The following is a 13,923-nucleotide window of genomic DNA, read 5'->3' as shown; positions in this document are numbered from 1 at the left end:
GTTAGAACCAAAAACAGCAAAAGCAAAACCAGATATGTTTGATGAAATCGCCGATAAATTTGAGGCGGCTTGGAAAAAGTTACGCGGACAGGACAAAATCTCTGACTCCAATATCCAAGGCGCGATTCGCGAAGTACGCAGGGCGCTATTAGAGGCGGATGTCAACTTACAAGTTGTCAAAGAATTTGTTGAAGAAATCTCCAAACAGGCGCAAGGCGCTGATGTAATCGCAGGTGTGCGCCCCGATCAGCAATTTATCAAGATCGTCTATGACGAATTGGTAAGGACGATGGGCGAGGCAAATGTGCCACTCGCCGAATCCACCAATGCTCCAACCGTAATTTTGATGGCAGGTTTGCAAGGTACGGGTAAAACTACCGCCACCGCCAAATTAGCTTTACATTTACGCAAACTAGATCGCACAACTTTACTGGTTGCTACTGACGTATATCGTCCTGCGGCGATCGACCAGTTGCTCACTCTCGGTAAGCAAATCAATGTCCCAGTCTTTGAAATGGGTGCAGATGCTGACCCTGTGGAGATTGCACGTCAAGGCTTGGCTAAGGCAAAGGAATTAGGCGTTGATACCGTGATCGTCGATACAGCAGGACGATTGCAGATCGATCGCGACATGATGGATGAGCTAAAGCGAGTCAAAGATGCCATTAACCCCGATGAAGTACTACTTGTTGTCGATGCAATGACAGGGCAAGAGGCGGCGACATTGACACGTACATTCCATGATGAGATCGGGATTACGGGTGCGATTCTCACCAAGATGGATGGCGATACTCGTGGTGGTGCGGCGCTATCGGTGCGGCAGATCTCAGGACAGCCAATTAAATTTATTGGTGTCGGCGAAAAGGTTGAGGCTTTACAACCCTTCTATCCTGAGCGCATGGCTTCACGGATTTTGGGCATGGGCGATGTACTGACTCTAGTTGAGAAAGCTCAAGAAGAAATCGATCTCACCGATGCAGCTCAACTTCAAGAGAAAATACTAAAAGCTCAGTTTGACTTTGACGACTTCCTCAAAAACACGCGCATGATGAAGAACATGGGTTCTTTTGGCGGAATGTTGAAAATGCTTCCAGGTATGAAAATCAATGACGCGCAAATTCAAGAGGCGGAAAAGCAACTCAAGCGTTGCGAGTCAATGATTAGCTCGATGACTAAGCGTGAGCGCAAAGACCCTGACCTGATTGCTAGGAGTCCTAGTCGCAAACAACGGATTGCTAGTGGTGCTGGCTATAAACTCCAAGATGTGACTAAGCTAGTTGCTGATTTCCAGAAAATGCGATCGCTTATGCAACAAATGGGACAGGGCAAAATGCCAAACTTCCCTGGAATGCCCAACATGGGCGGAGGTGGTTTCCCTGGGATGGGCGGCATGGGGAACGACGCGCCATCGGGCAATTCGCCCTATGGCAAGAAAAAGAAAAAGAAAAAGGGCTTTGGAGAATTGTAATAATAAAATCTTAAATAAAGGAGAAAAATAAATGTCGCAAGCGATCGCACCGCCATTAACACCGCCATTAACCTTGTACGAGCGTGATCTTGATCTGTGGTTAGAGACTGCGATCGCACAGTTAAAAGCTGGTGATTTCCAGAATCTTGATATTGAAAGCTTAATAGAGGAGTTAGAGGGTTTGTCAGGCAGTAACAAACGTGAAGTTGAGACTAGACTCAAAAGGTTGATCGAACATATCCTGAAACGCCGCTATGTCAGTCTGCATGACTGCTTTAGAGGTTGGGAAGTCACAATCATTAATCAACGTGATGAACTTAAAAAGCTGCTAAGACAGTCACCAAGCCTCAAGCGTCATTTCTTGAGAATGTTTGACGATTCCTTTGACACTGCCTTAGAGCTAGTCAGAACTGAATATGCTGATACCGATTTCCCTGATACATGGCAGTTTAGCCGTGATATTGACACGATGTTGAATGTTAAGTTTTGGGAATAACAACTCACTTAAAGTATTAAGAGCCACAGACCCCTGATGCAAACACAAATTCCATTTTGCTTAAAAAAATAACGAAACAATATGCAACCAAAAATTATCATTCATGGCGGTGCGGGTAGCACTGTCGAAAGTAAAGGCGGCTATGAACCAGTCCGCAAATCATTATTTGCTGTACTTGAAACTGTTTACCCGATGCTGCTCGATGGAGGAAAGGCGATCGATGCTGTCGTTAAGGCTTGCCAAATGCTCGAAGACGATCCGCGCTTTAATGCAGGAACTGGCTCTGTATTGCAGTCTGATGGACAGGTGCGGATGAGTGCCTCGATCATGGACGGCGATCGCCAAAGTTTTAGTGGTGTCATCAATACAGCTAGAGTCAAAAACCCCATTGATCTGGCAAAATATCTGCAAACTAGCGACGATCGCGTGTTATCGGATTACGGCTCGGCGGAACTCACTCGCGAATTAGCTATTCCTATTTATAATCCCCTCACCGATGAACGTCTTGCTGAATGGGTGGAAGAACGCAAAACCAACTTCACTCGCAAGATGGCAGATGTGGCGATGGGGACAATTGGCGTAGTCGTCCTCGATCAATATGGCAGCATTTGTGCGGGAACTTCCACAGGCGGACGTGGATTTGAGCGCATCGGCAGAGTCAGTGACTCTGCAACGCCTGCGGGTAATTATGCGACTAAGTTTGCAGGGGTTAGCTGCACTGGTGTTGGCGAAGACATTCTTGATGAAGGCTTTGCGACTAGAGTTGTAGTCCGCGTTACCGATGGCATGACGCTTCAGCAAGCTCTTGATAAATCTATCAACGAAGCGAAAAGCCGCGATCGCGATTTTGGGGCAATTTGTCTTGATGTTACGGGGGCGATTGCATGGGGTAAAACTTGCCCTGTATTGTTCGCTGCATATCATGATGGCGAAAAAATGCAAGATACACTTTAAAGTTAAGGTGGGCTACGCCCACCTTAACTTTAAAATCGCGATCAAGATGAGCTAAGCTCTTCAAGAGGCATGAACTGAAACTGTATGAAAGATGTAATCGTGATCGGCGCAGGGATGGCAGGCTTAACCTGTGCTCAACAACTAAAGCAAGCAGGGCTAGATGTCACCATAGTTGAAAAATCCGCAGGAGTCGGTGGACGTATGGCGACTAGACGTTTGCAAGGTACTTGGGTCGATCATGGCGCACAACTCATATCTGTGAAGAGTGATAGCTTTGGCAGGTTTGTTCGTAAGCTGCAAGAAAAGAGCCTCGTTCAAGAATGGACACGTAATGTCTACCAACTGTCAGCATCTGGTCTGCGTCCTCCCAATGCCGATGAGCGTCACCCTCGATATTGCTGTCCGATGGGTATGACCGCGATCGCCAAATATCTCGCTAACGAAATTCCGATTATTAACAACGCCCGTATTGTCGATGTGAGTCACAACGATATCAAATGGCAATTAGTGACCGATCGCCAAGAAGTCCTCCAAACTGCTGCGATCGTGTCTACTATTCCTGCGCCCCAATTTTTACCGATATTTGAAGAAGTACTAGCGCCAGCACCAAGTTTTTTGCAAGCTGTACAGTCAGTCAAATTTGCCCCCAGTGTGACGATCATGGCTGGGTATAATGCCAGCAATTCTGTACCAGTAGAATGGCAAGCAATTAGATGTGTTGATGATCCGATTCTTGACTGGATTAGTTACGATAGCAGTAAGCATTCAGACAAAGCCATACAACCCGTCTTTGTCTTACAAAGTACAGCCGAATTTGCCAAACAATCAATGGAAGAGCCAGATCTAGAAATCGCAGGTAAACCATTGCTCAATCAAGTGGGCAGATTATTAGAAAAATGGCTAGCCAATCCTGAATGGTGGCAAGTTCATCGTTGGCGCTATGCCCTCGCTGAAGAGTCTTTAGGTGTTTCTTGTTTATCGACATCAATACCTTTATCTCTTATATGTGCAGGTGATTGGTGCGCTGGCAAAAATATTGAAGCCGCCTATCATTCAGGACTTGCGGCGGCTGAATCTGCGATCGAATTACTCAAAATTTAAAATCCAGAAATAAATAAGATGGCGTGCTTCGCACGCCATCTTATTTAAAACAAAAAGAGAGAATTTCTGATTTTTGAAGAAAGTGATTGACAAATAATACAAACCTTTGCGAAGATAGATGATTGTGAGATTTTATTGATTGAGCATAAAGACCCTTGGCTAATGTAATTGTTATTGGGGCGCAGTGGGGTGATGAAGGTAAAGGTAAAATTACCGACTTGCTGAGCCGCTCCGCAGATGTCGTTGTCCGCTATCAAGGCGGTAATAATGCAGGACATACGGTCGTTGTTGGCGATCGCACCTTTAAGCTACACCTAATTCCTTCGGGAATCCTGTATCCCAAAACGGAATGTATCATTGCCAATGGCACTGTGATCGATCCGAAGGTGCTTCTTGAAGAAGTGGATCGACTCAAAGATTTGGGTATATCGACTGATAACCTGTTTATTTCTGAAACCGCCCACGTCACAATGCCCTACCATCGAGAGCTTGATCGTGCCTCTGAGACCCAAAGAGCTGAGCATAAGATTGGGACAACAGGACGTGGTATTGGTCCAACCTATGCTGATAAATCTGAGCGCGTAGGTATCCGCATCATTGATCTCATGGACGAAAAACGTATGCCTAAAAAGCTGCGTTGGGCGATCGAGCAAAAAAACATTGTTTTACAAAAGCTCTATAATTTAGAACCGCTTGATGTCGAATCAATCATCGAAGAATATCGATGCTACGCGGATCGCTTGCGTCCTCATGTAGTCGATGCTTCACTGAAAATTGACGCAGCTATACGTGAACGGCGCAATATTTTGTTTGAAGGCGCACAAGGAACTTTGCTTGATCTTGATCATGGAACCTATCCTTATGTCACCTCATCAAATCCTGTTGCAGGCGGTGCTTGTATCGGAGCAGGTGTGGGACCAACTTGCATCGATCGCGTGATCGGTGTTGCTAAAGCATATACAACTCGTGTTGGAGAAGGTCCTTTCCCAACTGAGTTGCATGATGAAATTGGCAATCACATTGGTGAGCGCGGTGCAGAATTTGGCACAACCACAGGACGCAAACGCCGTTGTGGTTGGTTTGATGGCGTAATTGGTCGTTATGCAGTTCGCATTAATGGACTAGATTGCCTTGCTGTCACTAAACTTGATGTCCTCGACGATCTTGAAGAAATCAAAGTTTGTACTGCCTACGAGCTTGATGGCAAAGTCGTCCACGACTTCCCCAGTGACGCTCGGGCCTTTGCAAGAGCAATCCCCATCTACGAAACCCTTCCTGGTTGGAAGCAATCAACTAGCGAATGTAAAGTCGTTGACGATTTGCCCAAAGAAGCAAAAGACTATCTTAAGTTTCTTGCTGATCTAACGGGAACTCCGATCGCGATCATCTCTCTAGGCGCAAGCCGAGGACAAACTATCATCGTGGAAGACCCAATTCATGGGCCAAAACGTGGTTTGTTAAGAATTTAGCTCTTAGCAAACCTAGATGAAGACAACTAAAACTGAATAGCTTTTAGCTAATAGCTAAAAGCTATTAATCAATCACCAACTACCAAAATGCAACTACAAATAAACGCTACTACTCGTCCTCCAGCTAACAATCGCGCCCTCCGTCGCGGTGGTCAGATTCCTGCAACTGTGTATGGACATAAAGGTGCTGAGTCGATCTCGATTACTTTAGATGCTAAAGAAGCAACTACTCTATTACGTGAAGCCACGATCAATAACACATTGATCGAAGTAAATGTAACTGATGGCGACTTCAAAGGCAAAACACTATTGCGCGAAGTTCAAAATCATCCTTACAAACCTGCTATTTATCACCTTAGCTTTTTTGCGATCGAGTCTCAGTCGAAAATCGAAGTAGACATTCCTTTGCACTTCGTTGGTGTACCAGTGGGTGTAAAAGTTGGTGGTGGTTCCATTGATACGATCAAGAACTATGTGCGTGTATCTTGCGCTCCTACTAACGTTCCTGAAAGCTTTGAAATTGATATTACCGACCTCGATATTGGTAAGGGTGTGCATGTTAGCGAAATCAACTACCCTGAAGGTGTCAAGCCTGTAACGGAAGTTACCGCACTAGTTGTGACGATCCTGAAGAAATAATAAGGGCTGCCAGCTCTTTTCAGTTTTACTCAGGCATAAATAATTCAAAACGCGAAAAGGCGATGCAAAGCATCGCCTTTTCGTGTTTTATATCTTGTCTTCTGTGGCTATACTAAGACTATATGCCGATCGCGGTCAACTTTTAGCCATCCTTCATCTTGTAAAAGTTTCATCGCTCTGGTGACAGTGACACGGGTACTGCTAATGGCACTGGCAAGATGTTGATGTGTAAGGCGCACGGTTAAACGAGTTCCACCTTCGACAGGAATGCCTACTTCTTGCTTGAGCAAAAGCAGGATTTGGCGGAGACGTTCTTCAACGCGTTTGTTACTAACTAGTGCTAACAAAGACTCGGTTTGCTGAAGACGACGATTGAGGTGTTGCAAAATCCCTTGATAAAGTAATGGGGAATTCTCCAACTCAATCAAAGTGAAGCGCATCAAATCAATATCTGATAGGGCGATCGCTTGATACGGGTCGAGGTTAGTCAGCGGTAAGCCAAAGGGCATTGCTTGAACTGCAAAGCCAACCAAAACTTCATCACCTGAAGGATGCAAGGTATTGAGTTGCACCACTCCACGACAAACCACCCATACTTCATGGGGATACATGGGAATGATTTGTCCACTTTTGTAAGTGTGCATGGTACGACCGCGATAAATTTCTTCGAGCGATCGTCGCCAGTCAGTTACCGAAGTTGTGGAGTTAATATTGAAGCTTGAGAACGTATATGTCATAAAAGCGTGAGGTACACATTTGTAATCCTATGTGTTTCTCGACACTATCGGGTTAAGCCTAGTTTATCTAATCAATAAATTTTTCTTAAATCCTTAAATAAACCCAAAGATTACTCCCTTCGCAGTCTCAAAATAGACAGTAAAACCCAAGAATCAGTAGTGCGGCGCTTCGCGCCGCACTACTGATTCTTGGGTGGGCAAGGAGTAAAAGGCGGCACTTCGTGCCGCCTTTTACTCCTTGGGATTACTTGAGAACTAGCGTAATATTATTATCCTTGGGAGGAATATCACTAAACGCTTCAAAATATTCCTTCGCCACTGTAGGAAAATTGGGAAACTCAAACTTCGCATCGCCATCGGCAATATAAGCCCAAAAATAACGGAGTTCAGGAGTGAGCGTCTCTGCAAGTTCTAGAGGTAAACTAAGAGGGGGATGCGTCAGTAATCTTAGAACAAATGGATGTGAATGATCGCCCATCCATTCTCGTGAGAAATGTAATAAATCAGCTTTCTCAGGAATTGATTTGACCCGAAAAGATTCGATCTCTAAGCGATCGCCTGATGCATCGGAAATGTAACTGAGAACGCGATAGGGATGAGGATAGCTGACCAGCGAACCTGTGGTGATGTCATAAAGATCGTAGCGATCGCTATAGGCGATATCTTGCACATGTAGATGTCCAGTGAAGACTAGCTTCACATTTGCTTGATGTAAAATTTTGCACAAGCGCTCAGTATTACCGAGCATATAGCGTCGCCCAAGAGCATTGCGTGACTGATCATGCATATGCTCCAGTACATTATGATGAATCGTCACTAGATTCAATTCATAATCTTGATTTTCCAGAACCGATTGCAACCAGTCTAACTGCTCTTCATCAATCCAGCCAATCTGCTGTCCCTCAGCATCAAATTGATTGGAATTTAATCCAATTAGGCGTACATTAGGAAGTACTTCGCATTCATAATAGAGTTTATTTGGTTTGCTCAGACCATACTCGAAGCCAAACTTAGTATAGTGGGGAGTGAACTGATCGAAGGTTTCTATTCTTGGGACATCATGGTTTCCTGCAATCACGTAGACAGGATAGGGAAGTTTCGCGAGGCACTCAGATAGCCATTGATGGTTCTCTGGTTCGCCATGCTGGGTGAGATCGCCTGGTAAGAGTAGAAAGTCTAAATTTAGGGTAGCAAGTTGCGACAGCACTTCTTTAAATGCGGGGATACTATACTCAACGAGATGAAATCGCGCAGGATGTTGCCAAATCGTATGGGGCAATGCGATGTGCAAATCGGAGGCGATCGCAAATTTAAACTTAAGTGCCACCTAGATCCAAACCATGAATAATTACCTTTTGATTATAGGGTATAGCTAGATCAAACCCCAAAAGGAGATACGGTGCTTCGCGCCGCATCTCCTTTTGGGGTTTGACAGAAATTTTTTTAAAAGTGTTGCAAAGCAACACTTTTAAAAAAATTATTGGTTCGGCTTTGAGTACTAAGCATTGTCTAAAGCCTAATTGCTATGTATAGAGGCAAAATGCCATTTACAATGGTTTGATAACATTGTTTTATGACCAAAATTTGAATGGCTGAATTAGCTCTATCGTCGGCTCTAGTTAATCGCGCGGCCCTCACACCGATGATGCTGCATTATATTGAGATGAAAGAGCAGTATCCCCATGCAGTGATGTTGTATCGGTTGGGGGATTTTTTTGAGGCGTTTTTTGAAGATGCTGAGCTAATTTCACGGGAATTAGAATTAGTGCTAACTGGTCGCGATGGGGGCAAGACGATTGGGCGGATTGCTATGGCGGGGATTCCCCACCATGCTCTAGATCGCTACGCCAATCAGTTAGTCGAAAAGGGCTACTCGATCGCTGTTTGCGATCAAATGGAAGCTGCCTCCGAAGCTCAGGGGCTAGTACGTCGCGAAGTTACGAGAGTAATCACCCCAGGCACGGTGATCGAAGAGGGAATGCTGGCGGCGAAGAAAAATAATTTTTTGGTGGCGATCGCTAATGGTGGTGAGAATTGGGGATTGGCTTACACTGATATTTCCACAGGTGAGTTTTCAGTTACACAGTTAAATAGAACCGAGCATTTGATTCAAGAACTATTGCGCTTACAACCTGCGGAAGTTCTGATTCCCATAGATGTCCCGAATCCGCAATTGTTTCGCGGTTCTAAAGCCGAGAAAACTGGCGCATTTTGGGAAGGGATTTCACAAAAAAAACAATCAATTTTACCTTATCCTTATAGCGCTTTACCTGAGGGTTTTTGCTATACACCGCGATCGCAAGCTCCTTTTGCCTTAGCTGAAGCCAAGCAGCGTATTCTTGATACATTCAGAGTGAGATCGCTTGAGGGTTTTGGCTGCAAAGCTTTACCTTTGGCAATTAGGGCGGCTGGAGGGATTTTAGAATATCTGGAATCCACTCAAAAAAGTGTGAAAATGCCATTGCAAGGAATTTCTACCTATGCGATCGCAGATTATCTAATTCTCGATAACCAAACGCGACGCAACTTAGAAATCACCCAAACTGTGCGCGATGGGACTTACTATAGTTCGTTGTTATGGGCGCTTGATAAAACCACAACTGGCATGGGCAGCCGAGCATTGCGGCGTTGGTTATTACAACCGCTCAAGGATATTGCCGCTATTAACGAACGTCTTGATACAATTACAGAATTACTCAAACAGCATTCTCTCCGTAAAAATCTGCGAAGATGCTTAAGTCAGATTTATGACATAGAGCGACTATGCAGTCGGATTGGAGCAGGTACGGCAAATGGGCGCGATCTAATTGCCGTGGCGATGTCACTAGAAAGAATGCGCGATGTTGCCGATGTTGTCGCCAAATCTAATTCTCGCTATTTAAAATCTCTACAGTCCGTGCCATCGGAACTATTGCAACTAGGTTCGCAGTTACAACGCACGCTCGTTGAAGAGCCACCGATTTATATTACCGAAGGCAATATCATTCGTTCAGGAGTAAATGAACAGCTAGATCATCTGCGTCAACAGAGTCGTGATGATGTGGAATGGTTGGCTGCTTTTGAGAAACAGGAAAAAGAACGCACGGGCATTAATACGCTCAAAGTTGGCTTTAACAAGGCTTTTGGCTATTATATCAGTATCTCGCGTGGCAAAAGCGAACAGGCTCCAGCCGATTACATCCGTAAGCAAACTCTCACCAATGAAGAGCGCTATATCACACCAGAACTAAAGGAACGAGAAACAAGGATTCTCAATTCTGATAGTGAGTTAAAGCAGTTGGAATATGACCTATTTGTGGAGTTGAGGCTACTTACGGCTAAGCATATCGAACCGATGCGAATCCTCGCTACTGCCCTCGCCGCCGCCGATGTCTTGTGCAGTCTTGCCGAAGTAGCCGTTACCTATAACTATTGCCGTCCGCAAATTACTAGCGATCGCGCGATCTCAATTCACAATGGTCGTCATCCTGTCGTCGAGCAAGCTCTCCCCGCAGGCTTCTTTGTTCCCAATTCTACCTATTTAGGCAATGACGAGCAATCGCCCGATTGTCCAGATTTAATCGTGCTAACTGGACCCAATATGAGCGGTAAAAGTATTTATTTGCGCCAAGTTGGACTAATTCAACTGATGGCTCAAGTAGGCAGTTTTATCCCTGCGGAATCGGCGACTTTGGGAATATGCGATCGCATATTTACCCGTGTTGGCGCAGTCGATGATCTCGCCACAGGTCAATCTACGTTTATGGTGGAAATGAATGAAACCGCAAATATTCTCAATCACGCTAAGGATCATTCACTCGTATTACTCGATGAAATTGGGCGAGGCACTTCGACTTTTGATGGCATGGCGATCGCATGGTCAGTTGCCGAATATATTGCTAATAGAATCAAAGCGCGCGGGATTTTTGCAACCCATTATCATGAACTCAATGAGCTGGCGAGCTTACTCCCTAATGTGGCAAATTTCCAAGTGACAGTCAAAGAATTAGAAGATGAAATCATCTTTTTGCATCAAGTTCAAAAAGGCGGCGCAGATCGCTCCTATGGAATTGAGGTGGGGCGCTTAGCAGGCTTGCCCGCAAGTGTGATCAGTCGTGCTAAGCAGGTATTAGAGCAAATTGCAAAAAATAGTCATATTGCTACTGGTCTGAGATCGGGCGGATCGACTAAAGGCGATCGCATACCAAAGTCATCATCACGACCGAGCAAAGATTCACGAAATGAAGCACAAATGACGATATTTGATACTCATTCCCCCTAGTCAAAACCATAGAAGCCTTTGCTGCGTAACGATCGCAGTAATTTTAGACACTACGCCTCAATAGGTCTATTACATTCTGATATTGGTAGTGCTACACAAGTAAGGATCTCTACAAGGTTTTTCGTACATGAACTTGAGAAATACCCCTAAAAGTGGAATTTCTCAAGTATGACGATTAAGTTGGACTCAATAGCCGATAAATCGACGACGCAACTGAATCTGTTAGCCTGTTTTTCATAAAAACTTGCGTCTGATGTTTTGAGGTATAATCCATGTATTCCTTACTCCAAAGGCTCTCCAGAAGTCCTTACATCTTTAGGACTACCTTATTTTCTTGTTCCCCCAGAATTGGGGGCTAGGGGCGATGAATTGCTGACTTGACTGGGTTTAGGGAGGGGTATTAACTCAGTGCCATCAATTCAGGATCTTGGAATAGAGGCGTACTCAAGTAACGTTCGCCAAAGCTAGGCTGAATCATTACTACCATTTTGCCCGCATTCTCAGGACGTTTCGCAATCTGTACTGCCGCATAGAGCGCCGCTCCACTAGAAATTCCTGATAGAAGTCCTTCTTCACGAGCGAGTCTACGACCATAGGCGATCGCTTGATCGTCAGTCACAGGAATAATCTCATCAATCAGTTCTGTCTTCAAAACTTCAGGGATAAATCCCGCACCGATGCCTTGGATTTTGTGGGGACCTGGGCGACTGCCTGCTAAGACTTGGCTATTGGCTGGCTCGACTGCGATCGCCTTAAACGATGGCTTGCGCGATTTAATCACCTCAGCAATACCTGTAATCGTGCCGCCAGTGCCAACTCCCGAAATCAGAAAGTCAATCTCTCCATCAGTATCTTCCCAAATCTCTTCAGCCGTAGTCTTGCGATGGATCGCAGGATTAGATGGATTGCGGAACTGTTGCAACATATATGCATCGGGAGTACTTTCGCTAATTTCCTTGGCGCGACGGATTGCGCCGCCCATGCCTTCGCTACCAGCCGTTAGTTCGAGGGTGGCTCCATAAGCCCGTAACATCGATCGCCTCTCCATACTCATGGTTTCAGGCATTGTCAGGATTAATTTATAACCCTTTGCGGCGGCAACCATAGCGAGCGCGATCCCTGTATTGCCTGATGTTGGCTCGACCAAAATCGTCTTGTGTGGCGAAATCAAGCCCTGTTCTTCAGCTTCTTGGATCATGTTCACCCCGATACGATCCTTGACAGATGCGGCGGGATTCATGCCTTCTAGTTTGACGATAATTCTCGCTACACAGCCTTCAGCCTTGGGGATGCGCTGCAATTCGACTAGAGGAGTACGTCCGACTAATTCGGTTATGTTGTTGGCAATTTTCATAGATAAATGCTTAAACGATTGCGGGTAAATGAGCTTGTAGTCAACTTTAGAGCATTTTTGAGGGCTTTGGAATTTCTTGATATTTTGTTGATATAAATTAGCGATCGCCGCTTTTATGTCCCAAAGGCTGCACAGACTAACCTTTTTCGGCTTTAATAGGGATATTGCGATCGCAAAAAAATTTCACAACATCATCACAAACATATTAATTAATATTAAATAAACTCCTATGGCTGCTACTTTAAAAGATTTTTTAGAAGAATGTCACACTCTCGGCTTAGTTCGCCTGATCGTCACCAGTGATGCAGGTGTGCTAGAAGCTAGGGTAAATATCGAGAAGCTGTTTTACGCAGAGTTACCCAAGGGCAAGTATGCGAATATGCATTCCGAACACATCGAGTTTCACCTAAACATGGACAAAATCACCGATGTCCGCTTTGAAACAGGCGAAGCCAAACGCGGCAATTTCACCACCTACGCCGTCCGTTTCCTCGATACCGATGATAAGGCGCAAATGAGTGCTTTCTTGCAATGGGGTAAACCAGGGGAATATGCCGAAGGTCAGGTCGAGGCATGGGCTGCTCTCAAAGACAAGTACGGCGAAACTTGGAAGCCTGAGCCTGTTGAGAGTGTATAAGTCATAATTAATATTTCTATCTGCGATCGCGCCAGAGCCAAAGTCAATGCAACAAACTATTACTAAAGATCAAGAATCTAGCACCAATATTTCCTTAAACGATGAAGTGCTAAAAGTCTTTGCGAAAATGCCAGATGCTCTCAAGATCGAGGTTCTGCATTATGCACAATATCTATTGAATAAGGGAATTGAGGAATCGCCTATCGCAAGTGATGACATACCCAAGAAAAAATATAGGCAAGCAGGAACTATGACAGGGCAGATTGTGATGTTAGATGATTTTGATGAGCCATTGGCAGAAATGCAAGAGTATATGTATTAATTCCTATGCTTTTAGATACACATACTCTACTTTGGTTTCTCAATAATGACTTACGCTTGCCCGTAAGTGTAAGTCAAAAAATTGAAGAAACTGAGCTTGTATTTGTTAGTGTTATTTCTATTTGGGAGATAGCAATAAAAATCAATATTGGCAAATTAAATCTCCTGACATCTTTTGAAACAATCAAAGAGAATATGAATGCTCTGAATATTCAAGAGTTGCCGATTGTATTTGATGACAGCCTAGCCTATATTGATTTGCCGATCCTAAAAGAACACGAAGATCCCTTTGATCGGATGATTGTCGCTCAGGCTATGAGGCGATCGCTGACTCTAGTTAGCGCAGACAAAAAACTTGATTCTTATTCAGTTACTAGATTCTGGGAATGAGCTAAGTTATAAGGAGTTGTAAACATACTTCAAAGATTAAGTCGGCTAAAGTTATAACTCAGAGTCAGTTGAACGTGTTTAAAGTTTGTTGACAGC

13 protein-coding genes are annotated in these 13,923 nt (G+C 44.6%); 10 read left to right on the top strand and 3 right to left on the bottom strand.

Annotation, left to right across the window (positions count from 1 at the left end; translation table 11 throughout):
• The first annotated feature begins 34 nt into the window (after nucleotides 1-34).
• From ffh to APA_RS14335, 6 genes are all read left to right on the top strand, one after another.
• A complete protein-coding gene (ffh, locus tag APA_RS14360) occupies nucleotides 35-1,468 on the top strand; it encodes a signal recognition particle protein (protein WP_201322954.1) in 1,434 nt (477 codons plus the stop codon).
• Between the two features lie 31 nt (nucleotides 1,469-1,499).
• Entirely contained in the window at nucleotides 1,500-1,964 is a 465-nt protein-coding gene (locus APA_RS14355) for a DUF29 domain-containing protein (protein WP_201322953.1), read from the top strand.
• Nucleotides 1,965-2,045: 81 nt separating this feature from the next.
• Nucleotides 2,046-2,918 carry an isoaspartyl peptidase/L-asparaginase gene (locus tag APA_RS14350; RefSeq protein WP_201322952.1) on the top strand — a complete coding sequence of 291 codons (873 nt, stop codon included), beginning with the start codon at nucleotides 2,046-2,048 and terminating at the stop codon, nucleotides 2,916-2,918.
• 84 nt (nucleotides 2,919-3,002) lie between these two features.
• Entirely contained in the window at nucleotides 3,003-4,019 is a 1,017-nt protein-coding gene (locus tag APA_RS14345; protein WP_201322951.1) for an NAD(P)/FAD-dependent oxidoreductase, read from the top strand.
• Between the two features lie 155 nt (nucleotides 4,020-4,174).
• On the top strand, nucleotides 4,175-5,488 hold the full coding sequence (locus APA_RS14340; RefSeq protein WP_201322950.1) for an adenylosuccinate synthase: 1,314 nt from the start codon (nucleotides 4,175-4,177) through the stop codon (nucleotides 5,486-5,488).
• Between the two features lie 87 nt (nucleotides 5,489-5,575).
• Nucleotides 5,576-6,127 carry a 50S ribosomal protein L25/general stress protein Ctc gene (locus APA_RS14335; RefSeq protein WP_201322949.1) on the top strand — a complete coding sequence of 184 codons (552 nt, stop codon included), beginning with the start codon at nucleotides 5,576-5,578 and terminating at the stop codon, nucleotides 6,125-6,127.
• Between the two features lie 107 nt (nucleotides 6,128-6,234).
• Here APA_RS14335 and APA_RS14330 read toward each other — a convergent pair whose 3' ends face one another.
• Together APA_RS14330 and APA_RS14325 are read right to left on the bottom strand one after the other, a co-directional pair.
• Nucleotides 6,235-6,864, bottom strand: a complete 630-nt coding sequence (locus tag APA_RS14330) for a Crp/Fnr family transcriptional regulator (RefSeq protein ID WP_201322948.1) — start codon at nucleotides 6,862-6,864, stop codon at nucleotides 6,235-6,237.
• A gap of 244 nt (nucleotides 6,865-7,108) precedes the next feature.
• The gene (locus APA_RS14325; protein ID WP_201322947.1) at nucleotides 7,109-8,191 is read right to left on the bottom strand and encodes a metallophosphoesterase; all 1,083 of its coding nucleotides are present in this window, start codon (nucleotides 8,189-8,191) and stop codon (nucleotides 7,109-7,111) included.
• Nucleotides 8,192-8,452: 261 nt separating this feature from the next.
• Here APA_RS14325 and mutS point away from each other — a divergent pair, with 261 nt between their 5' ends.
• Nucleotides 8,453-11,125, top strand: a complete 2,673-nt coding sequence (gene mutS / locus APA_RS14320; protein WP_201322946.1) for a DNA mismatch repair protein MutS — start codon at nucleotides 8,453-8,455, stop codon at nucleotides 11,123-11,125.
• A 400-nt stretch (nucleotides 11,126-11,525) separates the two neighbouring features.
• Here mutS and cysK read toward each other — a convergent pair whose 3' ends face one another.
• Entirely contained in the window at nucleotides 11,526-12,479 is a 954-nt protein-coding gene (cysK, locus tag APA_RS14315) for a cysteine synthase A (protein ID WP_201322945.1), read from the bottom strand.
• A gap of 229 nt (nucleotides 12,480-12,708) precedes the next feature.
• Here cysK and APA_RS14310 point away from each other — a divergent pair, with 229 nt between their 5' ends.
• Genes APA_RS14310 through APA_RS14300 form a run of 3 tightly spaced genes read left to right on the top strand, consistent with a single transcriptional unit; the run spans nucleotide 12,709 to nucleotide 13,827 of the window.
• The gene (locus APA_RS14310) at nucleotides 12,709-13,116 is read left to right on the top strand and encodes a ChuX/HutX family heme-like substrate-binding protein (RefSeq protein ID WP_201322944.1); all 408 of its coding nucleotides are present in this window, start codon (nucleotides 12,709-12,711) and stop codon (nucleotides 13,114-13,116) included.
• A 46-nt stretch (nucleotides 13,117-13,162) separates the two neighbouring features.
• Nucleotides 13,163-13,438, top strand: coding sequence for a DUF2281 domain-containing protein (locus tag APA_RS14305; protein WP_201322943.1), 276 nt, complete (start codon nucleotides 13,163-13,165; stop codon nucleotides 13,436-13,438).
• Between the two features lie 5 nt (nucleotides 13,439-13,443).
• Entirely contained in the window at nucleotides 13,444-13,827 is a 384-nt protein-coding gene (locus APA_RS14300) for a type II toxin-antitoxin system VapC family toxin (protein ID WP_201322942.1), read from the top strand.
• Nucleotides 13,828-13,923: the final 96 nt, after the last annotated feature.

The organism is Pseudanabaena sp. lw0831 (genome assembly GCF_016584665.1).
Lineage (GTDB): Bacteria > Cyanobacteriota > Cyanobacteriia > Pseudanabaenales > Pseudanabaenaceae > Pseudanabaena.
Note: the sequence above shows the minus strand (reverse complement) of the source record. Positions and strands in the feature narration are given on the sequence as shown.